General features: G+C 60.8%; 17 protein-coding genes, 1 tRNA gene and 1 riboswitch. Of the genes, 5 read left to right on the top strand and 13 right to left on the bottom strand.

The window, feature by feature from the left end; all coding sequences use genetic code 11:
- The first annotated feature begins 174 nt into the window (after positions 1–174).
- From ACOH1Z_RS00180 to ACOH1Z_RS00170, 3 genes are read left to right on the top strand one after another with little or no spacing between them, the layout of a single operon-like run.
- Positions 175–1,197 carry a 3-oxoacyl-ACP synthase III gene (locus ACOH1Z_RS00180; RefSeq protein ID WP_449646490.1) on the top strand — a complete coding sequence of 341 codons (1,023 nt, stop codon included), beginning with the start codon at positions 175–177 and terminating at the stop codon, positions 1,195–1,197.
- The gene (locus tag ACOH1Z_RS00175; RefSeq protein WP_449646489.1) at positions 1,191–3,959 is read left to right on the top strand and encodes an alpha/beta fold hydrolase; all 2,769 of its coding nucleotides are present in this window, start codon (positions 1,191–1,193) and stop codon (positions 3,957–3,959) included. The genes ACOH1Z_RS00180 and ACOH1Z_RS00175 overlap by 7 nt, the downstream gene beginning before the upstream one ends.
- A complete protein-coding gene (locus ACOH1Z_RS00170) occupies positions 3,956–5,080 on the top strand; it encodes an NAD-dependent epimerase/dehydratase family protein (RefSeq protein WP_449646488.1) in 1,125 nt (374 codons plus the stop codon). Before ACOH1Z_RS00175 ends, ACOH1Z_RS00170 begins: the two co-directional genes overlap by 4 nt.
- A 265-nt stretch (positions 5,081–5,345) precedes the next feature.
- Here ACOH1Z_RS00170 and ACOH1Z_RS00165 read toward each other — a convergent pair whose 3' ends face one another.
- The 8 genes from ACOH1Z_RS00165 to ACOH1Z_RS00130 form a co-directional block, all read right to left on the bottom strand.
- On the bottom strand, positions 5,346–8,567 hold the full coding sequence (locus ACOH1Z_RS00165) for an Ig domain-containing protein (RefSeq protein WP_449646487.1): 3,222 nt from the start codon (positions 8,565–8,567) through the stop codon (positions 5,346–5,348).
- 215 nt (positions 8,568–8,782) lie between these two features.
- Positions 8,783–8,926, bottom strand: a complete 144-nt coding sequence (locus tag ACOH1Z_RS00160) for a hypothetical protein (RefSeq protein ID WP_449646486.1) — start codon at positions 8,924–8,926, stop codon at positions 8,783–8,785.
- 395 nt (positions 8,927–9,321) lie between these two features.
- Positions 9,322–11,244 (bottom strand): hypothetical protein, encoded by a 1,923-nt coding sequence (locus ACOH1Z_RS00155; protein WP_449646485.1) that lies wholly within the window; start codon positions 11,242–11,244, stop codon positions 9,322–9,324.
- A 52-nt stretch (positions 11,245–11,296) separates the two neighbouring features.
- Positions 11,297–13,432, bottom strand: coding sequence for a hypothetical protein (locus tag ACOH1Z_RS00150; RefSeq protein WP_449646484.1), 2,136 nt, complete (start codon positions 13,430–13,432; stop codon positions 11,297–11,299).
- Complete coding sequence (locus tag ACOH1Z_RS00145; RefSeq protein ID WP_449646483.1) at positions 13,429–14,034, bottom strand: hypothetical protein; 606 nt, start codon at positions 14,032–14,034, stop codon at positions 13,429–13,431. The genes ACOH1Z_RS00150 and ACOH1Z_RS00145 overlap by 4 nt, the downstream gene beginning before the upstream one ends.
- 96 nt (positions 14,035–14,130) lie before the next feature.
- Entirely contained in the window at positions 14,131–14,961 is an 831-nt protein-coding gene (locus ACOH1Z_RS00140; protein ID WP_449646482.1) for a hypothetical protein, read from the bottom strand.
- The gene (locus tag ACOH1Z_RS00135) at positions 14,942–16,033 is read right to left on the bottom strand and encodes a hypothetical protein (RefSeq protein ID WP_449646481.1); all 1,092 of its coding nucleotides are present in this window, start codon (positions 16,031–16,033) and stop codon (positions 14,942–14,944) included. The genes ACOH1Z_RS00140 and ACOH1Z_RS00135 overlap by 20 nt, the downstream gene beginning before the upstream one ends.
- Before the next feature lie 109 nt (positions 16,034–16,142).
- Complete coding sequence (locus ACOH1Z_RS00130) at positions 16,143–18,464, bottom strand: AAA family ATPase (RefSeq protein WP_449646480.1); 2,322 nt, start codon at positions 18,462–18,464, stop codon at positions 16,143–16,145.
- A 392-nt stretch (positions 18,465–18,856) separates the two neighbouring features.
- On the opposite strand from ACOH1Z_RS00130, the gene ACOH1Z_RS00125 reads away from it, so the two are divergent.
- On the top strand, positions 18,857–20,011 hold the full coding sequence (locus ACOH1Z_RS00125) for a tyrosine-type recombinase/integrase (protein ID WP_449646479.1): 1,155 nt from the start codon (positions 18,857–18,859) through the stop codon (positions 20,009–20,011).
- Positions 20,012–20,146: 135 nt separating this feature from the next.
- On the opposite strand, the gene ACOH1Z_RS00120 is transcribed toward ACOH1Z_RS00125, so the two are convergent.
- The 4 genes from ACOH1Z_RS00120 to thiM all read right to left on the bottom strand — a co-directional run bounded on the left by ACOH1Z_RS00120 (position 20,147) and on the right by thiM (position 23,426).
- A tRNA-Pro gene (locus ACOH1Z_RS00120) sits at positions 20,147–20,223 on the bottom strand.
- A gap of 76 nt (positions 20,224–20,299) precedes the next feature.
- Complete coding sequence (locus ACOH1Z_RS00115) at positions 20,300–21,877, bottom strand: bifunctional hydroxymethylpyrimidine kinase/phosphomethylpyrimidine kinase (RefSeq protein ID WP_449646478.1); 1,578 nt, start codon at positions 21,875–21,877, stop codon at positions 20,300–20,302.
- The gene (gene thiE, locus ACOH1Z_RS00110; RefSeq protein WP_449646477.1) at positions 21,874–22,620 is read right to left on the bottom strand and encodes a thiamine phosphate synthase; all 747 of its coding nucleotides are present in this window, start codon (positions 22,618–22,620) and stop codon (positions 21,874–21,876) included. Before thiE ends, ACOH1Z_RS00115 begins: the two co-directional genes overlap by 4 nt.
- The gene (gene thiM / locus ACOH1Z_RS00105) at positions 22,617–23,426 is read right to left on the bottom strand and encodes a hydroxyethylthiazole kinase (protein ID WP_449646476.1); all 810 of its coding nucleotides are present in this window, start codon (positions 23,424–23,426) and stop codon (positions 22,617–22,619) included. The genes thiE and thiM overlap by 4 nt, the downstream gene beginning before the upstream one ends.
- A riboswitch (TPP riboswitch) is annotated at positions 23,418–23,509 on the bottom strand. (Overlaps the previous gene by 9 nt.)
- A 248-nt stretch (positions 23,510–23,757) precedes the next feature.
- Here thiM and ACOH1Z_RS00100 point away from each other — a divergent pair.
- Positions 23,758–25,281: an MDR family MFS transporter gene (locus ACOH1Z_RS00100; protein WP_449646475.1), complete on the top strand. Its 1,524-nt coding sequence runs from the start codon at positions 23,758–23,760 to the stop codon at positions 25,279–25,281.
- A 169-nt stretch (positions 25,282–25,450) separates the two neighbouring features.
- Here the strand turns inward: ACOH1Z_RS00100 and der are convergent, their stop codons facing one another.
- Positions 25,451–26,971, bottom strand: a complete 1,521-nt coding sequence (gene der / locus ACOH1Z_RS00095; RefSeq protein ID WP_449646474.1) for a ribosome biogenesis GTPase Der — start codon at positions 26,969–26,971, stop codon at positions 25,451–25,453.
- Position 26,972: the final 1 nt, after the last annotated feature.

Here is a 26,972-nt window from a genome sequence, read left to right as displayed (position 1 = left end):
CTTCCCGTCTACCAGCCGAAAACCTGACGGACGACGTTTCGTAAACCGTTCACATCACCTGTAGCCGCCAGAGCTTCATGCATGCCCTCAGCACGAGAAGGCAAGGCACAGCCGACTGACGTAAACTAGGCCTCTTGATTATTGAGCCTGTGGGGCTCGCTCGACGGAGGTTTCGTGGCCGGAAATGCCAACACTCGCTTCAACAACGTTTCACTGTTGTCGGTCGCGAGCACATTACCCAGCCGGGTAACCACATCAGCTGACCTCGAGACGCGCCTCGCCCCGGCGTTCTCGCGCCTCGCGCTCCCCAGCAGACTTCTGCAACGGGTGGCCGGTGTACTTGAACGTCGCAATTGGGCTGACGGTGAAACATCCGACGACGCCACAGTCTCGGCCGGCCAACGCGCGCTGGCAGAAGCCGGAGTGGATGCCTCAGAAGTTGGCCTCCTCATCAACACTTCTGTGAGCCGAAAGCACCTTGAGCCATCGGTAGCGGTGCGCCTTCACCACGGGCTCGGCCTGCCCAGCTCTGCCATCAACTTCGACGTCGCGAACGCCTGCCTCGGCTTTGTCAGCGGCATGAACCTTGCGGCGAACATGATCGAATCGGGCCAGATCCGGTACGCGATCATCGTCAATGGCGAAGACGCTGACGCAATCCAAACCAACACCATCGACCGCCTGCTGAAGCAGGACTCCGATCGTGACGGATTCATGAGCGAATTCGCATCGCTCACACTCGGCTCCGGTGCTGCTGCTGCGGTGCTCGGGCGCACCGACGAACACCCGGCCGGTCATCCGATCCTCGGTGGAGTCACCCGCGCGGCAACACAGTTTCACGAACTCTGCGTCGGAAGCGTCGATGGCATGTTCACCGACGCGAAAGCCCTCCTCAAAGGCGGTCTCGACCTCGTCGTCTCGGCGTGGAAAGAGGCATCCACCGAATGGGACTGGTCGAAGATGGATCTGTACGTCACCCACCAGGTGTCGTCGGTGCACACCAACGCCATCGTCAAAGCCGCGAAGCTCGACCGCGATCGCGTGCCCACCACCTTCCCGCTCTATGGCAACGTCGGCCCCGCATCGATCCCCATCACCCTCTCTGAAGCACAGGGCTCCCTCAAGAAGGGCGACCGCGTTCTCCTCATGGGTGTGGGCTCCGGGCTCAACACAGCAATGATGGAACTAGCATGGTGACCGAAGCCGCTTCCCGCCCACCGCACCACCTGCCCGGGCTTGACCCTCGCTTCAGCCGAGTTACCTCCGTGCCCGGAAGTGGTCTGGATGCGGGACTCACCCGTGAATGGCACTACCTCGACACCGGCGATGAGCTGGAACGTATCGGCGTCCCCATTGCCGGCACCATTCTGGCCGTCCACGGCAACCCGACCTGGTCGTACTACTGGCGCGAACTGCTCACGCAAACGCTGCAGGCCGCCGAGGCTGGGGCTGGGGCGTGGCGAGTTATCGCCGTCGACCAGCTCGACATGGGCTTCTCGGAGCGCACCGGCATCCATCGTCCGCTCGCGCAGCGGGTCGCCGATCTGACGGCGTTCACCGATGCACTCTCGCTTACGGGGCCCGTAATCTCGCTCGGTCACGACTGGGGTGGCGTCGTCTCCCTCGGCTGGGCTGTCGATCACCCGGAGCAACTCACCGGCATCATGCTGTTGAACACGGCCGTGCATCACGAGACCGGCAAGCCGATCCCGGCACCGCTGCGACTTGCTCGAGCACGCGGGATGCTGGCGGCATCCACCGTGCGCACCACCGCCTTCTTAGAGACCACGCTCGCGCTCACTTCTGAGCCGCTCGACCCGGCCGTGAAGGATGCCTATCGTGCGCCGTACCGCACGGCATCGCGACGCGGAGGCATTGGCGGCTTCGTTGCCGACATCCCCGCCGACGCGAACCACGAGAGCTTCAACGAACTCGACCGCATCGCCACGGGTGTCACCCAGCTCGGCGTTCCGGCGCTCATGCTGTGGGGTCCGCGCGATCCGATCTTCAGCGACTACTACCTCGACGACCTCATCGAGCGACTCCCCCACGCTAACGTGCACCGTTTCGAAGGCGCGGGCCACCTGCTCGCCGAAGACGCACCCTACGCTGAATCGGTGCTGACCTGGCTCAGCGACAACGCCGACGGGCTCTCGAACCCCGGCTCGATCTCAGTGCCGGTTGGCTCAGTGTCGGTTGACTCAGCGGCTTCCGGGTTGCCGGCTTCGACTTCAACATCGGTTGATTCCGACACGGATGACGCAACCTTCGTTCCGCTCTGGCGCAACCTCGACGCACGCGCCGACGACGCCGCCACCGCCGTCATTGATATGTCGACTCGAGGAGGCCGCGGCCCTCAACAGGTCAGTTGGCGACAACTCTCTGACCGAGTGAATCGCATAGCCGCCGGCCTCTCCGCGATCGGTGTGCGAAAGGGCCAGCGGGTTTCCCTGCTCGTGCCACCCGGTCCGACCCTCACCGCCGTGGTCTACGCCTGCCTCCGCATCGGCGCCGTCATCGTCGTCGCGGATGCCGGACTCGGCGTCAAAGGACTCACCCGTGCCGTGCGCGGATCCTGGCCCGACTTCGTCATCGGCGAAGCACCCGGCCTCACCGCCGCCCGCACCCTCGGCTGGCCGGGAGTGCGCATCTCCACCGCGCAACTGCCCAAGGTTTCCGCCATGGCGCTCGGAGTCTCGTACAGCCTTCGCGACCTCATCACGCTTGGCGAAAACACGCCTCTCCCCACCGAACCGCGGTCCGAGGATGACGCAGCGATCCTCTTCACGTCGGGATCAACCGGCCCCGCCAAGGGTGTGGTGTACCGCCACGGTCAGCTTTCTGCCCTCCGCGATGTGCTCGCCAGCCACTTCGAAGTCACCGTCGACACCGGACTCGTGACAGGGTTCGCACCGTTCGCCCTGCTCGGTCCCGCACTCGGCACGCGATCAGTGACACCCGAGATGGATGTGTCGGCTCCCCGTACGCTTACTGCTCGAGCTGTCGCGGCTGCCGTCGAAGCATCCGGCGCCAGCATGGTGTTCCTCTCCCCCGCCGCCATCCTCAATGTCGTGGCGACTGCGGGAGATCTCACCGCGAAAGACCGCAACGAACTCGAGCGCGTTCGCTCCTTCCTCTCTACCGGTGCACCTATCGGTGCCGAGCTGCTCGCTTCCGTCGGCACGATCATGCCGAACGCGACCGCGCACTCGCCCTATGGGATGACCGAATGCCTCCTCGTGACGGACATCACGCTCGACGGCATCCGCGCCGCTGCCAGTGATGCAAACACCGGCGTCTGCGTGGGAACGCCGATCGGCGAGAACCTTGTTCGCATTAGCGCGCTCGATGAGCACGGTGCAGCGACCGGCGCACCAAGTTCGGAGCCCGGCATTCTCGGGGAGATCGTCGTCTCGGCGCCGCATCTCAAAGACCACTACGACCGGCTGTGGCTCACCGACCGTGAGGCTGCTCGTGAGACCACGGTCGACGCGGATGCCGTTGGTTCTCCGAACTCGACGGATGCACCGGATGCGCCCCACGCGCGCTGGCACCGCACGGGCGACGTCGGTCACCTCGACGAGCTCGGCCGCCTCTGGGTCGAAGGCCGGTTGCCTCACGTGATCGTGACGGCGACAGGGCCAATCGCCCCGGTCGGCGCTGAGCAAGATCTCGAAGGAGTCGCCGCCGTTCGCCGTGCTGCTGTCGTCGGCGTCGGACCGCACCGGTTGCGGCAAGCCGTTGCGGTTGTGGAGACTACTCCGCCCACTCGTCGCCCCGGGCTCGCCAGTCCAGCGTTGACTTCGGCCGTGCGCGAGAGCACATCGCTGCCACTAGTGGCCGTGCTCACGGTTCCTGAGCTACCTACCGACATCCGCCACAACTCCAAGATCGACCGCACGCGGTTGTCGGAGTGGGCTGACCGACTGCTCGCTGGCGGAAAGCCGACTGCACCATGATCGTGCTCGTCACCGGTGCATCCGGATTTCTCGGTCGTGCGGTAGCTGCTGAGCTCGTCGCCGCTGGGCATGAGGTGCGCACGCTGCAACGACGACCGTCAGGCGTTGAAGGTGTCACAGACTTCCTTGGCTCGATCACCAACCCGGATCACGTCGCGCGCGCAATGGAAGGCGCTGAAGGTGTCATCCACCTCGCGGCGAAGGTATCGCTCGCCGGCGACCCACACGCGTTCCACACCGTCAACGTTGAAGGAACACGTCTAGTGCTGTCCGCAGCCGAGGCGGCGGGCGCATCCCGCTTCGTGCAGGTGTCGTCACCATCGGTCGCGCACGCAGGCTCCGCGCTAGCTGGCGTTGGCGCCGAACCCGCAGCGCCTGAACATGCCCGCAGCGAATATGCACGCACCAAGGCGCAAGCCGAATTGCTCGCGCTCGCCAGCGATTCCGATACGATGCGCGTCATCGCCATTCGCCCACACCTCGTCTGGGGCCCTGGCGACACCCAGCTCGTCGGCCGAATCGTCGACCGAGCTCGCCGTGGACGCCTACCCCTGCTCAACGGTGGCACCGCCCTCATCGATACGACCTACATTGACAACGCAGCATCCGGAATTGTCGCAGCCCTGCACCGCGCCGACGTCGCCCACGGCAAGGCCTACGTTCTGACGAACGGCGAACCGCGCCCCGTTGGCGATATCTTGGCGGGCATCTGCATCGCTTCAGGTGTTCAGCCTCCACGCTGGAGCATCCCAGCGGGGGTTGGGCGCACCGCGGGCTCAGTGGTCGAACGAGTCTGGGCCGTGCGCCCCGGAGCCGACGAGCCGCCCATGACACGCTTTCTTGCCGAACAGCTCTCGACAGCGCACTGGTTCGATCAACGCGACATCCGACAGGCCCTGGACTGGTCGCCCGCCGTGAGTATCGACGAAGGGCTACGCCGACTCGCCGCTTCGCGCATGGGCGGGGTACGCTCAGGGAACGAGCCACTCGGCTCACAGGAGGACAACGTCATGGCCGATAAATCGCCCAAAAAAGCCACAGCCAAGACTGTAGCCAGCAAGTCTCTCAAAGAGAAGCGCGCCGACAAGAAGGATAAAGCCGCTAACAAGCGCAAGGACTAAAACTCGATCAGTGGCGCGGGTGCTTCTGCTAACAGAAGCACCCGTAAGCCCCAAGGAAAGTCGAACGAATCCAACTAACGTCGCCCTGCAGATTCAAGGACTCGACGTCGCCGTCGTCTATAGGGCACAGTCTCCGGATGTTGCCAGTGGCTGCGATATCAGCCGACTTAGCGACAAAGAAGACGTGAGAGATCTCTACACAATCGGCATCTGCAAACGTCGCACCCGCCAAGGTGGATTTCGGATGATCGATTCCACTCAGTATCTACAGGTAACGAATAGTCCTTTCGCGCCGGTACCAGACAAACGCGGCTGCACCAAAGAGGATGAGCAGGATCGCGAGAGTGAGCAGTCCTGCTGGGTCGCTCCCTGTGCGCGATAGCGTGGCAGCGAATCCTCCCGGGATTGCGGTGACCTCGATGGCCGCATATTCGTAGCCTCCTATCGCTAGATGATGCAAGCCCGGCATCGTATTTGCCGGGATCGTCACGGTTGCCCTGAAGCTGCCATCCGACATAGTGGTCACGGTGCCGAGCTGAACCGGATCAGAATGAAGAACCAACTGGAGCGCCGATGTCGGGCCGAATCCGGAACCCGTGACCGTAATCTGATCTCCGGCAGTGACCGTCGAAGCTGACAGGTGCATTGTGGGTGCCGGAACGATGTCAATCGTGACAGGTGCGCTTCGGGCAATGGTTCCGCCATTCTCGGCGGTAACGGTGAATGTGGATGTGGCGATCGTGGACGCCGTTCCCGAAAGTCGCCCGGTGGCTGCATCAAGAGCCAGCCCTGCCGGCAATGTTCCCGAGCCCAAGCCATAGCGCGGCGTCGGCTCGCCACTGGCGGTGAACTGATAGTCGTACACCTGCCCTACGAAACCTGTAACCGGGGGTGCTACAGCAGTGAAGACGGGCAAGACGATCGCCATCAGCGTGACCTGTGCGGTGAGGTCGCGAATCGTCGCAGTGACCACATGCTCGCCGGTGGTCACAGGCGTGCAAACACTTCCGGTGCAGCTGCCATCCGGTGCGATCGTCAGCGCCGTGTACGTCGAAGCATCCACGGCTTCGTCAGCCGCGTCCCGAGCAGTCAGGATGAACTCTGCACCGGTCATTACTTCAACAGTGCTCGACACCGCCGTAAGAACGATCGGCGGCTGATAGGCAACAGTTACCGACGGCGACTGGGGCGCCGCAATACTTGTCTTGCCGCCGAGAGCGAACGAAGAACCGCCGCCTCCTCCGCTGGCGCCGAAACGATAGCTGTAATCGGTTCCGCTACCGCCGCCAAAGAGACCTCCTCCTCCGGCGCCACCTCTGCCATACAAAGAACTACCGCCCTGCCCGAGGGAGCCGCTCAGCCCCGAAGAGTTGGAATAGCGCTCGCCGCTCAGACCGCCCGCAGTTTCGGTTCCCCGTTTCCCGCCTAGAAAGTGTGGGGCATCTTCGTCAGCAGAACCGCCGTCGTTCGAATAAATCGAGGGCAGCGAGACATAATTGCTTCCACCTCCACCCCCACCGCCACCCGCAGCGACCAGTAAGCGGGAATCGAGGGAGCCGGCATCATCGCGGGTGATCGTGCGCACATCAGATGCACCGCCACCACCACCGTCTCTACCTTGCCGTGAAATGTAATGCAGGTAAGTGCCACCGCCGTTGAATGCTCCTTCAGCGGAGCCGTAAACGGGGGCGTCACCGAGAGAGTAGCCGTTGGAACCCGCGGCACCGACCTCGATGAATAGCGTCGACGATGGAGAAACGGCTACTGTCGCGGTCGCCTTTCCTGCCGCACCGCCCACACCGCCTTCGTTCAGATCGTCATAGCTCCGTTGGCCGTTTCCGCCTGCGCCTCCGACCGCGGTGACCGCGATCGAAGAAACACCGGCGGGAATCACTAGGGTCTGCTCGGCCTGAATGGAATTGTAGGTACACGTGACGACGCCAGCTATTTCAGGCTGGACGCAGCCAGACGGCAACAGAACTGAGATGGATATCCGAGGAGTCGTCGCTGGAACGCCTCCATTCGATGCGACAACCGTGAAGGTCGAGATACCGACGGTTGTGGGTGTCCCCGAGAGGTCTCCGGTCGCGGGATTGAGGCTCAGCCCGGGCGGCAACGTTCCTGTTCCGACAGAGAAGCTCGGCGCAGGGATTCCCGCAGCTGCGAAAGTGTAGTTGACACCAGAAACGCCGGACATCGTTGTCGAGTCCGGTGTAGAAGCGGTGAATACGGGGTCTGCAATCGTGGCGGTCAGAGTCGCCGAGTCTGTGAGCGCACCCACGGTTGACGTCACCGTGTGGATGCCTGGGCTTGCTGGCGTGCACGAATTAGTTGTGCACGTGCCATCCGGGGCGATGTCAAGAATTGCCACTGAGGTCAGATCTTGCACTCCGGCACCGTCTGAGTTGAGGCCAACTGACTGCACCGCGACCCCTATCCCAGCAACAGTCGTCTGTGAGGCTAGACGTGCGCTGAGAAACCCCACGACGCCAACGGGCTGGTAGCTGATAACCACGGATGCGGGGGCGTCTTTTTCCGCCGTCGCCGTCGTGCCGCCTGACGGAACGTAGGATGAGCCTCCGCCTCCGCCACCGCCACCGGAACTGTTCACCAAGCCGGTGCCTGAGCCACCGCCGCCGCCGCCGAACCAACCGCCGCCGCCGCCGCCGCCGCCTCCGCCATAGTCCCTATCGTCTCTGCCAAAAGCACCTCCACGTCCGCCTTGCCCTTCGGCACCGACGACTCCGGGCCGCAGTTCGGTTCCCCCTGAACCGCCAGCCCCAGGGGCATCTGCTGTTCCGGGTGACCCGCCAGCACCTGGAGCGTACGCAACACCAGCCCACATCCACTCACCGCTAGCGCCAGAGGCTTCCGCTGCGCCGCCAGCACCTCCGGTGGGTGCCGTACTTAAATAACCAGTTGTGTCCCCGACGCCTCCGCCTCCGCCGCCGCCGCCGGCAACAACAAGGCGTGAGCCCAGGCTCAGGGAATCGTCGGCGCTAAGAGTTCGCACATCAGAGGCGCCCCCGCCTGATCCAGCTCCTTCTCCCCATGCCAGCCCAGACCTGCCGCCACCATTGAAGCCGTAGACGCCGCCCACCTCGACGAAGAGTTCGGATGCTGGCGTGACATCTAGCACCGCCGTCGCAATTCCGCCGTCGCCCCCAGCAACTAACCCCACATGCCTAGTCTGAACTGTCTCGCCCGCAGAGCCGGTCGCGACCACGGTCACAGACGTCACCCCAGCAGGAACAGTAAAGACTTGCTCCACCCCAGTGAAGCTGAAGGTACACGACACCGATCCGACCGCTGTCTCCTGCACACATCCGGCCAACAAAGTGGGACTAGTCACGCCAATGGCGGAAGCTGGCATCGACGCAAGCCCCGAGAAGCTGATAGCGAGCACCAAGGTGAGCGCCAGCATCCGCGATCTGAATGGTCGGCGCCTTTGCACGGCAGGAAAATAGGACAGGGTTGACAAAGTCATAGAACATCCACTCGGGCGTAGAAGCAAGTGGACCGGGTGATCCCGCCGAACAGAAAAATTCCCCCTCTGCCCCGCCCTGCTCGCCCCAGTATGCACCTTCGCTCGCGATCCCGCTGACATTCGCCCTCGGTGGTGGTGACAGCTCCTCCGTTTGCTGAGCAGCCGACCCCGCCGTTCCTCGACGGGGCCAACAGGTAACTCGAACAGCGGGTCTACTACTCGACGAAATCATCGTCGAAACCGGGCGGGTTACCCTCGATCGAGTCGGGCAGATCCTGCCCGGAGTACGCGAAAGCCGCTCCGGCTCCGCCGAGAACAAGACCAGATACAAGAATGCATCCGATAATCGCTCGCTTCATAGTCGCCACCACATTGTGATGTATTTCGGATTGGGTATCGACGCTGGCGATCGCGTGGCGACCGAGAGCCACCGACAAGCTGAAGCTAGTCTTCGGCAGACAAAAATAGTCCGAATCCACAAACGTGGATCCGGACTATTCCGACGTCTTGTGACATCACGTTGTCAGGCTGACAGGATTTGAACCTGCGACCCCCTGACCCCCAGGTAGCCCTACGAGCCCAGATCGTTGATATTCCGGGGCGCGGAGCTGCGCAGAACGGTTCAAATCACGTCATGCATTGCATGACTTGCATGATTCTGGTCCCCTTTTGGTCCCCCTTTTTCATTGACTGACGGTGCTAAACGGCACGTCTGACTTTGAATATTTCGCCGGGGAGCATGGGCAACCAACTGTCAAACACTTGTCCGTCGTGAACGACTGGACGCAGAGGGCGACTCAACATTTGCCTGTACCCGCAGGGACGTAAGTGCATATTCGCGAGATGCGGGCTCTGGCCGGAATGGAATTGTCCAGAACACGCCAGGCAAATCGACCCTCACCTGTCGAGGTGCGTAGTCAAGCACCGCGAGAAACACAATTGGGATGTCGGTCGCAGCATACTGAGTTGCCTGCTTGCCGAAACGATCTGTAAGCACTACATCCGTCGTCTTATGCAGAACACGCTTAACCTCGATGTAGAAACTACCGAACCTAAATCTAACCTCAAGGTCGACGTCGCCTCCGGCCGTGTTCACTCGCTCGATTGTTGCATCGACACCGGAGGCAGCTAACCATTCATGTAGGGCCTCTGAAAGCGCGTGCTCCTTCGGGAAGTCTGCACTTACTCCGAGCCAAGGCTTCTTTCGCTCACCCGATTGACGAAGATTGATGTGATGGGCAACGAATCGAACGAGGTGAACCACGAGTGCGGCAAGTTCGCTTCGTACCGCGGCGGCCTCTTCTGGCCTAATTTCTTCAATTTCGTCGATGATTCGCCGAACCACGTTGTCCCACGCCAAGGGGAGCGGGGCATTCACGCTCGAATAGAGCTCAAGAAACTGATCGAGGCCCTCCACGAGGGGCGCGGGAACGGCAGAAACAGACGACGGTCCGTCCCCGCCATCAGCTTTTGGGTGGGAGTTGCCTCTCGTGGAGACATCGGCCTGAAGCAGTTCGACAGCGGCAATCAGCTGAGCGTCCCCGTTCCCACGCGCCTTAGCCGCGTCCAGCCAATGTCCTATGAACTGCAGGCTGGGGGGCTTAGTGACGAAAGCAGAAATGATGGCCGGCCGCACCAGCGCTGCGAGTCCGCGGCCTTTCGCCCTATCAGGAGCGGCGTTCTCGCTGACGACCAATTCAACTGTGACGTGAGCGGTGTATACCTTTGCTGCCGCTTCGATAACTGCCGATGGGTCAAACCACTCGGGGTCGCTGCTGGTAGACGCATCTGCAAGCAGTGCAACAAGTTCGGCCCATCCGTCGCTAGTATCTGCACGTCCTTGCCGCCAGTGTCGCCCAAGACCTCTATACCCGATTAGGTAGTCGTTGATGGTTCCACGAACCTCAACGACAACGTCTTGTGAGACCGGCTTGCCCTCCGCATATCCCAGGAGTGGCCCGATCGCTGCAAGAAACGCTTTGGCATCCTTACGGTTATCAAGGTACTCAGCCTTACTGAGATGTTCGACGGCAGTGCGGAGCTGTTCTATTGCTCGGACATGTGTCTCTGCTGAAAGTGCTCGACCTACGTAGTGCATTCCGAGCTCGAAGGCGGCATCCGCCTCATACCCGTCTAGGAGGCCAAGCGCGCGCATCGTTGCCGCGAGCTCGTCATCGTTCCACCTGTGGAGGGCAGCTCCGACTGAGCGCACAAAATAGATGGTTGTTTCCCCACGACCAACGCTCGCACTTTTGGCCCGATGCGCCAGATGACCGCGGAGTTCCAACCCGCTACACCATTCACCAAGTGCGAGCCGAGTCCAGCCTTGGCTAGCGATATCCCCCAGAATTCCTTCACGGCAGGATGCTTCCCGCAGGAAGTTGGTGAGCGGTTCCGCAAGGTCGGGTAGGGCGAGTTCACTTGTCAAGATGACGTCGAGAACGTCATCTGCATCGTAGACATCGTCGGTCTTGACTGCCTGCATGAGGAACTCAATTGCGTCTGTTTTCGAGCCTATCTGTGCCCAGCTGGCACAGAGGACCCCAACTATCTTCGCGGCGTCACACGCAAGGATCTCGTCGCGCTCAGCAAAGATCGCGGCTTCCCCTCCAAGCTGGTCGAAGGTTGGAAGATTGGAATCCTCCCAACGGCGCAGGGTATCAAGAGGCTGCCCCATCTTTTTGTCCTTCCTTCTCCACTACTCGATTGCCACTTCAGGTCATAACCCATCACCACATGTAATCGTCTGATTCGCGCGCAAATCGAACGGCGTCAGGGGGAAGCGCCTCCGCGATCATCTCCCCGCGTGCTGAAGCGGTAATGATCTGAAGGCCCACGAGGTCAGCGACCTTTTCGAGCTCTTCGAGCAGTTGCTTCGCGTCCGCGGGGTTAAGCTCCTCGCGGGCAAGTGAGTCGATGACCAAGAGACCGGGATGACGTCCAACACCTGCGCCCGTTCCGACACGCAACAATGCAATTATCACCGCGACCTTGAGGCGAAGCCTCTCGCCTTCAGTCAGAGAACCAAAGTTGACCCGCTCACCACCTTTAACGACGGGAAGATTGCAGTTCGCTTGGAACTTAGCGGATTCAAGCTGCGCGAATCCCAAAGCCTGTCCGAGCTCAGTGATGTCAGTGCTGACTAGACTCAGAAGTTCAGTACGTTCCTTGTCGCTGCGCACTTTCGCAACTTGCTCTGCGGCCTTCAAAACCGAGACAACTTGTTCTCTCTCAGTCAACTCCGCGGGTGCAACCGAAACACGTGAACGCTCCTCGATACGCCCCCGAAGAGTAGCAATTTCCATTTCGATACGCCGCGGACGAGCCACGTCAATATCGCTAGTCCCGATAGCTTCAGTAGCAACACGGTGGGCGCCAGCTGCTCGCTCCCGTTCATCCGTCGCTGCGTCGAGCACGTCAGAGGCAGTCTCTCGCGCCTCGGTCACCGCGACAATTCGCTCCCGTATAGCCGAGCGATCATCAGTCATATCATCTGATTCATCCGCGTAGGCTTCCGCATTGGAAAACTCGACTGGCGCGGGCTCGGCAATCTCTGAAATATCGGAATCACATAGCGAGCATTGCCCGTCACGCTCTTTCTTCCATCGCTTCTCATCAACTACTGCATCACATCGCGGGCAGCACGATGGTTTCAGCGAATGCCAGAACCTTTTGGTTACCGCAGCCTCTTCGAGTGCCACTTCGTCAGCTTGAGCATCCGCCAAATCACGTTCAAACTGCCCGTAGAGCCGGGCTGCGACCAAGTAGTCCGACTCTGCCTTCGCCAGCTCTTGCGCAGTTCCTCGTACACCGGAGACCAACTCCTCGAGCTTGTCCAGTTCGTCGACCCATGAGAGCGTTTCTTGCTCTGCTTCTAGCTCGGCTAATTCGCTCTGCAAAGCGGCTACGGTTTCGTCGCGGTCACGTTCGTCGTTCGACTGACGGCGCTTGAGCGAGGCAATCTGGCTTTCGATCGCTAACCTGCGAGCTTTGGCCGCGAGAGCCGCTGGCCCCCAGGCTGTACCGAGGTACATCTGCAGCACGAGTTGGGACGCCTGCGCTTCATCGCCAATAGTCACCTTGATCGGCTTGTCCGAGATAGCCAATGCTTGAGACCATAATGGCCATCCGTGAGTGACGAGATGTCCATCAGAAGTTTCCGAAGCATTGGAGTGCTTAGCCCAGGCTTCAGTCTCCTCAAACCCGAGCGCTGAGCTCATGAGATTTGCGATTGTCCGTTTGAAGCTTTCATCGTCGACGAACACCCCGGCAACGAAGGCGCCCGCATTGATTGCCTCTCCGATCACTCTTGTCATCGGCCGCTCGGCAGGTATCTCACCGGCGGACACCTCATCCTCTGCTTCGCGCAGTGCTTCATCATTAACTCGCTGCCAATCGAGGTTCTGAGATCCCCGGAGAGTGACGATTTGACCGCTTGGGACTTTCTCGTCCATGCGCCACCACACAACGTAGGATGTTCCATCGATGCTGAATTGGACAGAAGCTTGACGCATCCATGCACGGACGTCGCCGGCAAGTCCGCTCGTTCCTCGCACCGCCCAAAGAATCACGTCAAGGACCGTGGACTTCCCGGCGTCGTTCCTTGCCCGCGTTAAGAACGCCGTAATGGTGTGAGTGAGCTCGTGGGTAAAGCTAAAAGCTTCCCGTACGCGCTCGTCTTCTCCATCCGGGTGGGCAAGGTTTTTCACGCCAGAGAAGTGGACGGCCTCGACGCGGAGGCGACGCCGGGCCGGGAGCACGCGCTGTGCCGGAATCCGCTCCTGCTCCAGGATTTCCCGAGCAACCTCACTACTCTCGCCGCTGAGGGTCGCGACCTCTTGGTACCAGTTATCAGATGCGTTCATTTTTCTTCCCCCTCGCCACTCGCGGACTCGATATTGAAACTAAGCTCACGCGCGCGTTCCGCCACTCGTTCGAAAATCGCGGGGATTTCAGTGCCGATCCTCGCCCCCCGGTACTCAGGCTGTTCATATTGGCGTTGCCGCGCAGTAGAACCCATCGCTGCTTCGGCAAGAAGCGCAATTGCTTCAGCTTGATCGTCGTACCACTGCAACTGCGGCAGCGTGGTTCGCATTTGGGCGACAACACGCTCACCTTCTTCGAGTAGGAAGTAGTCGCGTCGGGCACGGTCGCCAGCATCAGCTGAACGACGGTGTTCGATGAGGCCGGTTGATTTCAACTTTGCAAGCGCATCGTCTACCTGTTCATACGCTCCGTACTTGAAGCGGATCATTGGATAGTGGTGGCCAGTGGCAGCTAAGCTCAGCATTCGGCTGACGTGCACCTCAATTGTTTGGCGTGGAAGCCGTCCCTCGAGGTGGTCAGTCAGAAGCTCATCCGCAAGGTAGTCAGGATTACGCATCCAGAAATCAAGCTTCTCAAGCCGAGTGAGAGATGAGATCGCTCGCACCGCACCAGGCACAGGGGGTGGATCTCCAACAGGCATTCCAAGCACGTCCAAAAGGATTAGAAGCCGTGCCGCAGTTTGAGATGAGCTTCCGCCCCGCAAACGCGGGTGACCAAAGTCCTGATCCACGTGTAGTTATCCTTCGCCGAGCGCGTCGAGCAAGTCGCCGGAGAGAATCGCGACGGCAGCTGAGACCTGTGCAGGGTCCCCCACTGCTTCTTCCGCTCTGCCCGCCATCATGGCCCCGGTCGCCTCGGGCCCAGCAGCGAAGAGTTCTGCAAGGTAAACCAAAGCTTCTCGCGTGGCGCCCTCGCTGAGCCCGTCGGTCAAAAGACGTGTGAACGCGAAACTGAGGGCGTCCGTTTCAACCGCTCGCAGGATGCGGTACGCGTCGTGGGCGTCCTTGTCAATGAGACGACGAGGAGTATCAACTCGTTCCGCGATCTTGTGGAGTTTTGCGACGAGGAGTGCGGCTGCACCTGCCACCTTCACCCTGACGATTCGGTGATCGTCCGGGTCGAGTGCTGCTACCTCCATCTCGTCGAAGTCAACGAGTGTTGCCTCCAAACCTCTGGCACGTCGGGTTGCTCTCGCATCGTGTGGAGGAATGCGCGCGCCGCGAGTGCCAGCGCCGGCCAAGCTTTCGGGCACCATTAGATCGACGGGGATGCCGTCCGGGCTTATCCACGCCCCAGGCTGGCCGTTCACCGATGGCAAAAACCCGGCGGCCCTCATCGCGGCTTCGAGCCGTGGATCATCTGCGAGCAAGCGAGGGTCAACGGCGACATCGCTGTCCTTCGTCGCTTCTGCGAGCGCGACGTCGATCCCGCCTGTTCGGAGGTACACCGCTTGTGCGCCAATCACGATGATTGCGTCGATGTGCTCGCGTAACGCGTCGAGGGCGTCGAGAAGAACAGAGCGGGCTCGGACCAGCAGGTCCGCCGCTTCATCGCCAGAGCTGTTCATTGCTTTTCATCCATTCCACTAGTTCTTCGGCCTCCGATGGTGCACGCCCGGGGCCAGTCATGAGGTCGACAGCAACCTGTGTCGGTGCTGCAATACGAAGGCCGTCTGGCCTGTCGATCGCGCGCTCAACCAGGACGTCGTATGTCGGCCTGGCCAAGATGACGTTTGCCCCGGTATCGGTCGCGCGCAATCCCCAGGCTTCTGCAACGCGCTCAGGGTTCGGGCTGTAGATCATGGCCGATCTGACCGGCGCGTAGGGCGCCCAGGTGGCGGCTGCGATTGATCCTGTTATCGCGTAATCGCGCATTTCGTACTTCCGAACCCGCTCGAGGAACGAGTCAATCCCACGGGGGGCGATCCACTGGGTGACGGTGTTCGTACGCAGGAACTGGTAGTCGTCGCTCCACCGGCGCAGCAAGGCGGGCCAGTCAGGGACCGTGATCAGCCCACCGTCTTCTCTGTTGGCCAGCGCTTCGGATTCCAGGAACTCGACGACGCGGTAGACCGACCCCGTGGAGGATGCCGATGCTTTCACTAGGTCGCTAATTTTCCAAGGTCCTTGGAGGTCCAGCAGAGCACGTACCACCTTGGCGGCTGGCTCTCCTTTCAAAGTTCCCCGAGGGCGGCCTGGTCCACGCCAGGGGTCGTTATCGGCCCCCCGGTCGGAGATGAATACTGCAGGCGATTGTGCGCGCATCAGTAGATTCCCGGTGGCGTCTACATATGACAGTCCAGCGTCCGCAAGGCGTTCGCGCGTAGATTTTGTCAAGTACCGGGCTGCGACCAGCCCAATGGTTGCAGGTTGGCGGTCGATGATTCTGTCGAGTTGCTCCCTAATCCGGGGCACATCTCTTGCTTCCAGCAACCGTTTTGCTTCTACGACCACTTGCAACTCTCCCCCGTCTGGGGAACGCAGCACAAAGGTTGCGTCTGCGCGAGGGGTTCCTCGGTCTACTGCGGCTTCGGTGAGCAACCAATCCGGGGGAAGGCGATCGCGGAGTGTGGCTATTCCGACCGCGACCATGTCTGCCTCCGTCCGAGGAGGCTGCGGCCGTTCACTCATCTCAACCATATTCAGACAATAGCCGGTTTCCAGCACCGACGGAATCCCCTGATTTTCTGAACAGTGAGTTCATACGCATCTTCAGACGAAGAACGGCTCGACCAATGACGACTCCCCCTCAAACCATTTGGAGTTGTTCTTGGTCAATGTCTAGCGCTCTGCACATCTCTTCGAAGTGCTGCCTGTCGATTGCCTTGATGAACTCCAGGCTCGACGCAAGCACGCTAATTGATTCACCGAAATTGGTTCCGCGGCCGATATCGGCTTCCTCGTTGTGAGACTGCTGATGCAAGAATCGAGTCACGCGTTGCCTGACGGGATCAGTTACAGCTTCGTGCTCTAATGCTCGTCTCATCGATCCTTCGAAGTCGCCGATTGAACTCGGGTATTTGAACGCAAGGAATGCTTCGAGCATCTTTCGCGCAGCATTAGGAATGATTGCCATGGCCTCAAACTCCGCAATGAGGTCTCCGCTGGCTCGGTTGTCAGCGATCACGTTCCCAACTCGCCAAAATAGATAGTGGTATTGGGAGCGCAACTTCTTTCGTTTTTTAGCATCGCTCCAGGAAAGCAACCGCGGCCGCCTCACCGGCACCCCCTCAGAGGGATTCTCGTAGCGTGTTCGGAGTTCTGCGATCGTGAAGCTGCAAGTCTTCTTGAGGCTGTCAGGTAGCCGGTCCAATTGGTTGCTCCACATGCGGAACAACTCGAAGCTGTGTGTCAGAAGTATGACTTGGTGCTTTGACCCGTTGCCTACGAGTGCACTCCAGAGGTGGCCCGACGCGCCGACAAGAATCTCCTGATCGAGGCTTGATACGGGGTCATCGATGATGACAGTTGCTCTGATGCCCTTTGTCTCTTCGTCTCGGAGGCTGCATAAGAAGTACAGCAGCGAGACGGCTGTTTGTTCTCCCTCGCTGAGCGCTGTCGCGGGTTCACCGTGTCTTTCGATCGCGTATTTGTCGCCCTGTTTTCTGAAAGACAGTTCTGCTCGTCCCAGAAGTGTGGCGATGTCCCGGGTCAGTTCCTCGGCGAGTGGTGCGGAATCGAGGTGCTCGACGTCAAGCTCCTCACGCTCTCGAAGCAGCTCTCGTCGTTCCGTGGTGAAGCCACCAACCAGCCCTTGAGCCACTGCTTCGCCTGCCATGGCACTTTTGTATCCCTCAACGATGCCCGCGAGGCGGGAGCGTTCAACACGATCCGCGGCTAGCGTCACGGATTTCTGAAAGTTAGCGTTTCGGACGTTGTGATCGTCGAGAACATCTCCAAACGACTCAAAACTGATCGCGTCGACTCCGGGCAGCTCCTCATCGCTCTCTGGCAAGGAAAATGGCGCCGCACGTTTCTTGCGAATGAGGCCCTGCAATGAGGAGATCCGTTGCCGGTATAGGGCGAGATTCTTCGATACAGCTTCCCGGCTAGCAATGTAAGCGTCGCGCAAGTCCGGATACAAGAGGCCTGCTTCATGCGCACCGGCGAGGACTTGCACGACGCTGGACTCGTGGGTTGAGAGACGCTCCTCGAGCTCGACGAGCTTGGCTTGTAGTCGTGTAAAGCTTGCGTCGAAGTGTCTGTCGAGTTCGAGGCCGCGATCCTCAGTAAGCTCATTTCCGCAGAAGAAGCAATGGTCCCGTCCATCGTGCAGCGCGAGCCCTTCCTGAACCCACTGTTCCGCAGGAGAGTTGCCCTTGAGCTCGACAATTGCGTTGTTGGTGATGCTTTCCGCCAGTACAAGCTCAATATCTGTTGCCAGCGCGGCCAGAGAGAACTGCCTTGTGGGTAAAGGTGCAACGTCACCCATCTGTTTGCTCTGGATGACTTGCAGATCGCTAGCTACGTCAACTGGTGGTTCGGCGGCTGACCTCTTCGGATCTTTGAGTGCTTCTCGAACCTTGGTTGCGTTGTAGCTACGGCTGCTAAATCGGCTGCCAGCAGCCTGAAGCTCTTCTGAGATTGTTCGCGCGGTATCAGTGGCAATCTTCCGGTGCGCCGTCTGCCAGTCAGTCGCGCACTTGGTGACCTTCGGAAGTTCCTCGTCGATCTCCTTCAAACGCTCGTTAATGGCCGTGAGCCGTTTGGCGCGGTCAACGTTCGGCGTGCCGAGCACGAGTAGGGGAAGCGCGTCGCTTCTGCCTTCGATGTCAAACAGAAGGCTGCGTTTCACGAAGTCCTTGTTGAACACTCTGACGCGGTCCCAGAACGGATCGTCTCGAGCGCTGACCCGCCGCTGAGTGCCATTTTCGTCGAGGACGTCAATGTGAATTTCGGCCCCATTAGCATCTCCATGAGCCCGTTTTCCGAACACTTGGGCCAGGGTGCTTTTACCGCTGCCGTTGCCGCCATAGATCACGTTGATCCTGGCAAAGTCTTCAGCTGCGGAGCCAGGCGACCAGCGCTGAAAGATACCGATGTTGTCGACCTTGACAATCTTCTTGATCATCGCAGTACCAGTTTGTGACGGTACGTGTGCAATTCAGCTTGAAGAATCGGAAAGTGGTGGTGCAATGCCATAACGGGTCCTTGACCGACGGGACCGGGGTGCACCGTCTAAGTAGTTGCAGAAGACATCTCGCCCTAAGCATGTCTCAGCCGACTACCGCACGCCACGCGACACGCTTACACCGGCAGCCGCCGCTTCGTACGTTGCTCAGCAGAAAGCGTCCGGGCCAATAGCAGTAGGCTCCACGGCCCGAAGAACAAGAATTTCAGGCCATTCCAGAGGAAAAGTAAGAAGAGCGGTTAGAGCCACTACAAGACGCTTCCCAGCTCCCTCCACATTCCCTCCCGGCGAAACCCCGATTGTCGACCCCATCAGTGCTGGGCTGTGTGCGCATGACCAGAAAACTTCATGTCCCACCCCTCGGGGTCCGGCTCTCGCACGATATCGAAGTACGCTCCGGAAGAATCCGCGCGCGGGTGCGCTGGGTTGATCAGGTATCCAAGCAGCGCAGGAGCTATTCGAAGACGGTGGCCGACCGCACCGCGGCGGACGTGTTCTTCGAACGGCTGGACGCCGCGGCCGGGACAAACATCGATCCGTACGTCACGTTCAGCGCCTACGCGGATGCAATCGGTGACCGCTGGCTCCGCGGCGTCGACCTGACCTCAACTGCGGCCGGCTATCGCGTCGGCCTGCGCCTTCGAGTGGTTCCCGCGCTTGGCCATCTACCCATATGCCGGATCTCGACCGGAATCATTGACCGCACGATCGACCGATGGGAAGAGAGCTGCTCCTCGTCCACGATCAAACAATCTGTTGCCGCACTCACCCGGATCTTGGACGAAGCAGTGCGAGACGAGGTAGTTGATCGAAATCCTGCCCGAGCCCGCGCACGGCGAACGCGCCCCACACCGCCCGGTTCAGCGACGAGACAGCAGGTGCTCCCAGATCTAGCGGCATTGTTTACGCTGGCCGACGCATGCGAACGGGTTCATCTCAGCTACCACGATCACGTGCTTCTCTGCGCTCTTCTCGCCGCTCGAGGGTCAGAAGTGGCGGGGCTCCGCGTCGGTGACATCGATTGGAACCACGGAGTCGTGATCATTGAGCGTCAGTGCTATCCGGGGCACGGCGGCTTGCGCATGAAACCGCCAAAAGGGCGGCGCGCACGCAGAGTTCCGATCCTTGAGGCACTGGCCCCCACGCTCCGCCGCCTCACCAAAGGTCGAGAGGCCGAAGAGCCACTGCTTCGCGGCCCACATGGCGGCGTCATTACTTCGGCTTCCTTACGCCGCGCCACGGATTGGGACACGCTGCTCATACGCCTCGGTCACAACGGTTTCCGTAGACATGGGCTGAGGCATACCGGCGCGACGTGGCTGGCGAACGCCGGGGTTCCCCTCGATATCATCGCGCGGATCCTCGGGCATACCTTGCTGGAGACAACGAGAACCTATCTCCACATCGACGACCGGCAGCTCACAGAGGCTGCAGACACGGTGAACCAGCACTTACGCCAGTACGCCGAGGAGGAATTCTATGATTAGATACCGCTGACCCACTTGACCTATACGCGGTCAAGTGGCTTAGAGACCGGTCCCAGGTTGGTCCCAAGTCATCATTTACTAACACAAATGGCATATTTATCAAGGATAAATATGCCATTTGATCAGGTGTTTCTTTGGTCGGGCTGACAGGATTTGAACCTGCGACCCCCTGACCCCCAGTCAGGTGCGCTACCAAGCTGCGCTACAGCCCGCGACAACTCGAATAGCTTACCGCGAAATCTGAGCGCCGATGTTCAGAATGGGGCCAAAACCGCAGCAAGGGCCAAATCAGTTCGTTGCGATGCCGTATGCGGCGGCGAAGAACTCGCGTTCATGCTCCGTCGATGCCACGAAAGCCGTCAGCATCGCATCCCGAACCGGCGGGGTGGCGTCTGCGGCGAGCGCCGTCACTATCGTGATGGCCTGCTCTGTGGCATCCGTGAATGCTTCATCGGCATAGGTGGTCAACCAGTCGGCGTAGGGATGCTCAGGGTGCGACAGCGGGTGCAGTCGCGAACCGACGTCGTGGTACACCCAGAAGCACGGCAACAGGGCCGCAGCGAGCACCGCATAGTCACCACGGGCCGCCGTCGCCAACAGGTGGTTCAGGTATCCGGTGGTGGTCGCACTGGGTGATGCCGCAAACAGCTCACCGTCCACAGACCATGACTCGTGCAACTGCAGCTCGGTCACGATGCAACCCTCAGCACTCGACGCCCAGAACGCTTGCTCTGCCGCGGTCGGCGCCAATCGGGCAGCTTCGGCGAGCGCCCGCGCATAATCGCGCAGATAGAGCGCATCCTGAGCCAGGTACCAGACGAAGTCACCCCGGTCGAGAGAGCCATCGCCCAGTGCCCGCACAAAGTCGCCCTCGTCGATCTGGGCCCGCACAGAGGCGATCTCCGCCCACCAGTGCTTGCGCACCTCAGCCGCAGTCGGCGCTGTCTCGATACCCCCGCGCTGCCACACCCCCGCAAAGTGACTAATGGGTCCACGCCCGCCACCTACCTGCAACGCCGCACCGGCACGGATGCTCTCGCTCAACCACCGCTTCGACTCCCCCACAGCGGCAGCCCAGTCACCGCCAGCCGCAATCCGGGTCGCGAGCGCGCTCGACAGCGAACACCCCGTTCCGTGGGTGTTGCTGGTCTCTATGCGGATGCCGGCAAACTCAGTCACGACAGCAGCGTTCCCGAAACGGGCATCCACCAGCGCATCCGGAGCCTCGGCCCCACTCAAGTGTCCACCCTTGGCTAGTACGCGCACCCCGTAGGAGGCAGAGACCCGCGCCGCCTGCTCCAACACCTCGGGCCATGTCTCAGCGGCGGGTTCCGCGGCAATGATCGCGAGCTCCGGAATGTTCGGAGTCACTAGGTCACACACCCGCACCAGCTCCCGTAGCGCCTGCTCGGCTTCGGCATCCAGGAGTCGGTCACCACTCGTGGCCACCATCACCGGGTCAAGCACCACGAGCGGCGGCCGCTCAGCCTCAAGCCATGAGCGCACGACACCAACGACCTCGACGGTGCCGAGCATCCCAATCTTCACGGCATCAATCGCTATGTCGTCGCTGAGCGCATCCAACTGCTCCCGCAGAAACGGGGCAGGCGGCACATGCACTCCATGCACCCCTTGCGTGTTCTGAGCCGTCAACGCGGTAATCGCCGCCATGCCGTAGCCACCATTGGCAGCAATCGACTTCAGGTCAGCCTGAATGCCGGCACCTCCCGAGGGATCACTCCCGGCAATACTCAGCACGCGCGGCACATACCCCGCAGCCGGCACACCTGGCAGCTCGGGCACAACCTGCACACCCGACACGCCATGCACGCCCGACACCACGCTAACCCCGGCTCCCCCGCTCACGCGCCGCCTCCGACGCTCTCCCCCATACGTTCGCCAGCCCAGGCGTCCGCGAGCGCCCGAGCCGCCGCGCGGGGATCAGCCGCACCACAAATAGCCGAAACAACCGCAGCACCATCAGCACCGGCCGCCCGCAACAGCGGCAGATCATCCGGTCCAATGCCACCAATTGCCACACTGGGCAGCGTGCTCAACCCAATCAGCTCCGCCATCCGCGCATGACCCAGCTGTTCTGGGGCATCCTTCTTACTTGTCGTCGGGTGAAGGGCGCCAATACCGACATAGTCGACACCCGCCGAACGCACACTCGCCTCATAGAGTTGGTCTTCGGTCGCAGCGCTCAGCCCGACAATCGCATCCGGACCGACAAGGGCCCGCACCGAGCCGGTAGGCAGGTCATGCTGCCCCATATGGACCCCAGCCACCCGGGCACCCATCTCGCGGGCAGCCAGGTACACATCCACTCGGTCATTCACGAGCACCGGAACCTTGCGAGCCACAGCGGTCGACACCCGCAGCACCAAATCGAGAAATTCGCGCGCCGGCAGGTCTTTCTCCCGCAATTGCACGATCGTGACTCCTCCCGCTACCGCCTCGTAGACGAGATCGACCAGATCATGACCGGCCGCGCGTGCTTGCGCAGAATCTGTCACCAAATAGGTCGAGAGATCGAAGCTCTGCCGAAAGCCACTCACTGCGGCGGGGCTCTCGAGCCGTGCCGCCTTCGCCGCCGCTCCGCGAATCACGCAAACACCGCCCGTGCCGCCAAGTCATCAACCGATATTTCACTCAGCGCGTCGAGCAGCGCGACTGCAAAGCTGCCGGGCTGCACCGAACGTTCTGCCGCGAGATCGGCGGCCACCGTATACACGCTCGTGGCAGCCACAGCCCCAGTCAGCGCATCCGGAGTCACCGCAACAAACGCCGCCATGATCGCCCCAAGCGCACAGCCACCACCGGTCACCTTAGTCAGCACCGGATGCCCGTTCGAGAGCCTCACAACACTCACGCCATCGGTCACAATGTCGGTCGCTCCCGAAACTGCGACGGCACCACCGGATACTCGCGCCAACAGTTTCGCAGCGGTAAGCGCATCATCGGCGCTGCTGGTGCTGTCGACACCACGGCCCCCTGAACCCAGTTCGGCGAGTGCCAAAATCTCTGAGGCATTACCCCGCACAATCGACGGGCCCAGGTCACGCAACTGGTGCGCGAGCGGAGTGCGCACTGGCAAAGCACCGATCGCTACCGGGTCGAGCACCCATGGTGTTCCCGCAGCCTTGGCGGCTGGCGCCGCTTCGAGAGCCGCCGCACGCTGTTCAGCACTGCAGGTGCCGAGGTTGATGAGCAATCCGGATGCCACCCCGGCAAAAATGCCAGCCTCCTCCGGAATATCCACCATCGCGGGAGCCGCCCCCACCGCAAGCAGCGCATTGGCGGTGAAGCCAACCACCACGCTATTGGTGATGCACTGCACGAGCGGCGACGTCGATCTCACCGCCTCGAGCGCTTCTTGAGTGGCGGTCAAAAGATTTGGTGGCGTACGCGACATGCACGACATCCCTTCGCTAGTTCTAACTAGATCAGGTTCGACGGGTGTGATCTCAGCCCCGCAGGGCACCCCGTGTCACAAGTTGTGCCTCCAACATACCGGGTCGCGGATGCCGGTGGGGAGTGGTTCACGTCGCTGCCTGCGCTGCCCGATCCCGGGTGCTGTATGCCGCGCGTGTGCCGCGTGTTCGCCTCAGGCGGAAGCCTTTCTGGACTAAAACACTGACGGATGTCGTTGCCCTGCATGACAATGAGAGTGACGACTGATTTGTGCGCCGCTTTCTCTTCCGGCTGCTGCCTCGTCCCACCACTTTAAATACGACAGGACCCCCATGACCAGCACGTCGCCGATTACTGGCAACATTGCCCTTCCCCAGTGGGCGCCGCCCACTCATGACGCTCCCGTGGATAACAGCGGTCGCAACCGTCTCGTCATTGCGCTCATGCTTGCGGCAACGTTTGTGGTGTTCCTCAACGAGACATCCCTCGTGGTGGCTATCCCCCGCATCATGGCTGACCTCAACATCGAGCCGAGCACCGCTCAGTGGTTGTCGACATCGTTCATGCTCACCATGGCGGTGGTGATTCCGATTACCGGATTCCTCATCCAACGTTTTTCGACCCGCACGATCTTTATCGCCGCCATGTCCTTCTTCACTCTGGGCACTGTGCTTGGCGCTGTCGCCCCCACCTTCTTTGTACTGATCATTGGTCGCGTGATTCAGGCCTCCGGCACCGCGATGATGCTTCCCCTTCTGATGACAACCGTCATGACTTTGGTGCCACCAGCAACTCGCGGCAAAACGATGGGTAATGTCTCGATCGTCATGTCGATGGCGCCGGCGGTCGGCCCCACCGTTGCCGGTCTGGTATTGGCTGTCTTCGATTGGCGTTGGGTGTTCATCGTGATGATTCCCATCGCGCTCATCGCGCTCATCCTCGGCATCACCCGGGTCAAGAACGTCACCGAGCCGAGCAAGGTCTCGATCGATGTTCTCTCTGTAATTCTTTCGGCGATCGCATTCTCCGGGCTTATCTACGGGCTCTCCAGCCTCGGCGAATCTGCCAGCGGCACCACAGTGTTTGTCGCCCCCGTGATTCCCATCGTTGCCGGTGCCATCAGTCTCACGCTGTTCATCATTCGCCAAATCGCTCTGCAGAAAGAGGATCGTGCGCTGCTCGACCTCCGCACTTTCGCCGCTCCTGGCTTCGCCGTCTCGATCGGTCTCATGATGGTCATGATGGCTGCGCTCTTCGGCACCATCATCCTGTTGCCCATGTTCACTCAAGACGTTCTCGGCCTCGAGCCCATCGAGAGCGGGCTGCTCGTGCTGCCCGGCAGCCTCATCATGGGGCTTCTCGGCCCCGTCGTCGGTCGCCTCTACGACAAAGTCGGCCCGCGCCCCCTCATGATCCCCGGCGCCATTCTCGTGAGCGCCGCGCTGTGGAGCTTCACCATGCTCTCCGAAACTAGCTCGCCGTTCATGGTCGTCGCCATCCACATCCCCATGAGCATCGGCCTCGCCTTCATGTTCACCCCGCTGTTCACTTCAGCCCTCGGATCCCTCAAGCCCCACCTGTATTCGCACGGCAGCGCCACCATCGGCACCGTGCAGCAACTTGCCGGAGCCGCCGGCACAGCACTGTTCATCGCACTCCTCACCGTGCAGTCCGTGGCCCTCGCCTCCGATGGCGCAACAGACACCGTCGCTCTCGCCGGCGGAGTGCGACTCGCGTTCATGGCCGGCGGAATCATCTCGCTCTTTGCCGTCGTCGCCACCTTCTTCGTGAAACGCCCAGCCGAAGAGCTCCAGCCGGCCGACTCGGAATCCCCCGAGACACCGACAGCACACTAAGCGGGTGTGAACGGGTAGCCCACTGCGCCCGCTCACCCTCACCTAGCTCACGAACGCAGCATTCACGCTCGCCGCGTTCACGCGCGGCTCACAGCGCCACTTAACGGCAAAACGGCGAGTCACTCTCTTTCGAGAAGTGACTCGCCGTTTGTCGTAAAGGCTCTAGACGTTACTTGCGCTTCCGCTTTTCACGTACACGCATGTTGACCTGGATGGGCGTGCCATCGAAGCCGAAGATCTCACGCAGTCGACGCGTAATAAAGCGACGGTACTGCGGGTCCAAGAACCCGGTCGTGAAGAGAACAAACGTCGGCGGACGGCTTGATGCCTGTGTACCGAAGAGGATGCGCGGCTGCTTGCCACCACGAAGCGGGTGAGGGTGCTCCTGCGTCAGTTCGGCAAGAAGCGCGTTGAACTTACCGGTCGGAACGCGGGTATCCCACGACTCCAACGCCAGCTCGAGAGCCGGAACCAGCTTCTCCATGTGGCGACCAGTCTTGGCTGAAATGTTCACGCGAGGAGCCCACGCAACGTGCGACAGGTCCTTGTCGATTTCGCGCTCAAGAAGATCGCGACGTTCGTCGTCGAGGAGGTCCCACTTGTTGAAGGCCAAAACGAGCGCGCGGCCCGATTCGAGCACGAGATCAACAATTTTGAGGTCCTGCACGCTGAGCGGCTGGCTGACATCGAAAATGACAACGGCAACTTCAGCCTTTTCGAGCGCTGCACTCGTGCGAAGCGTTGCGTAGAAGTCTGCACCCTGAGCGAGCGCAACACGACGGCGAATACCGGCAGTGTCAACGAAGCGCCAGAATTTTCCGCCGAGCTCGATCTGCTCATCGACGGGGTCACGAGTGGTGCCCGCGAGATCGTTGACAACAACGCGCTCTTCACCGGCAGTCTTGTTCAACAGGCTCGACTTGCCGACATTCGGGCGACCAAGAATAGCGACGCGGCGAGGGCCACCGACTTCTTCCTTAGCAACGTTCGAAATCTCAGGCAGAACCGTCAAAACGTGGTCGAGCAAGTCGGCAACACCACGGCCGTGAACGGCAGAGGCTGGCCACGGCTGACCGAGTCCGAGACTCCACAGCGAAGCAGCATCCGACTCTTGGTGAACGTCGTCGACCTTGTTAGCGACGAGAATCACTGGCTTCTTAGTGGCACGCAACATGCGCACAACGTGCTCGTCAGTCGAAGTGGGGCCAACAGTGGCATCCACGACAAAGAGCACAGCGTCGGCGAGGTCGATAGCGATCTCAGCCTGAGCGGCAACAGAGGCGTCGATGCCCTTAGCATCTGGCTCCCAGCCGCCAGTATCAACGATGGTGAAGTGACGGTTGTTCCACTCGGCCTTGTAGTTCACGCGGTCGCGAGTAACACCGGGGGTGTCCTCAACAACAGCTTCACGGCGACCGATGATTCGGTTAACCAGAGCAGACTTGCCGACGTTCGGGCGACCAACAATGGCCAGCACCGGAAGGGCAGGAAGGTAATAGATTGCATCAGGATCTTCGCTAGCGGCGTCGAGAACCTGAAGGTCCTCATCGTCGAGATCGTAGTCACTGAGGCCGGCACGCAAGGCAGAGGTGCGCTGGGCAGCCTCGTCTTCGTTCATGCCGGAAAGTCGTTCGACGAGAGCCGGGTTCAGTTCGGGAAAATCGTCTTCGGCGGGCGAATGATCGGCCATG

The sequence above is a fragment of the Rhodoglobus sp. genome (genome assembly GCF_053580035.1).
This window is presented reverse-complemented; position numbering and strand designations above follow the sequence as displayed.

What these genes read in the sequence shown, in the direction of transcription:
- ACOH1Z_RS00175 (WP_449646489.1), top strand. Translation starts at nt 1,191, where the DNA reads ATGGTGACCGAAGCCGCTTCCCGCCCACCGCACCACCTGCCCGGGCTT.
- ACOH1Z_RS00170 (WP_449646488.1), top strand. Translation starts at nt 3,956, where the DNA reads ATGATCGTGCTCGTCACCGGTGCATCCGGATTTCTCGGTCGTGCGGTA.
- ACOH1Z_RS00165 (WP_449646487.1), bottom strand. Translation starts at nt 8,567, where the DNA reads ATGACTTTGTCAACCCTGTCCTATTTTCCTGCCGTGCAAAGGCGCCGA.
- ACOH1Z_RS00160 (WP_449646486.1), bottom strand. Translation starts at nt 8,926, where the DNA reads ATGAAGCGAGCGATTATCGGATGCATTCTTGTATCTGGTCTTGTTCTC.
- ACOH1Z_RS00155 (WP_449646485.1), bottom strand. Translation starts at nt 11,244, where the DNA reads ATGGGGCAGCCTCTTGATACCCTGCGCCGTTGGGAGGATTCCAATCTT.
- ACOH1Z_RS00150 (WP_449646484.1), bottom strand. Translation starts at nt 13,432, where the DNA reads ATGAACGCATCTGATAACTGGTACCAAGAGGTCGCGACCCTCAGCGGC.
- ACOH1Z_RS00145 (WP_449646483.1), bottom strand. Translation starts at nt 14,034, where the DNA reads ATGCCTGTTGGAGATCCACCCCCTGTGCCTGGTGCGGTGCGAGCGATC.
- ACOH1Z_RS00140 (WP_449646482.1), bottom strand. Translation starts at nt 14,961, where the DNA reads ATGAACAGCTCTGGCGATGAAGCGGCGGACCTGCTGGTCCGAGCCCGC.
- ACOH1Z_RS00135 (WP_449646481.1), bottom strand. Translation starts at nt 16,033, where the DNA reads ATGGTTGAGATGAGTGAACGGCCGCAGCCTCCTCGGACGGAGGCAGAC.
- ACOH1Z_RS00130 (WP_449646480.1), bottom strand. Translation starts at nt 18,464, where the DNA reads ATGATCAAGAAGATTGTCAAGGTCGACAACATCGGTATCTTTCAGCGC.
- ACOH1Z_RS00125 (WP_449646479.1), top strand. Translation starts at nt 18,857, where the DNA reads ATGACCAGAAAACTTCATGTCCCACCCCTCGGGGTCCGGCTCTCGCAC.
- thiM (WP_449646476.1), bottom strand. Translation starts at nt 23,426, where the DNA reads ATGTCGCGTACGCCACCAAATCTTTTGACCGCCACTCAAGAAGCGCTC.
- ACOH1Z_RS00100 (WP_449646475.1), top strand. Translation starts at nt 23,758, where the DNA reads ATGACCAGCACGTCGCCGATTACTGGCAACATTGCCCTTCCCCAGTGG.
- der (WP_449646474.1), bottom strand. Translation starts at nt 26,971, where the DNA reads ATGGCCGATCATTCGCCCGCCGAAGACGATTTTCCCGAACTGAACCCG.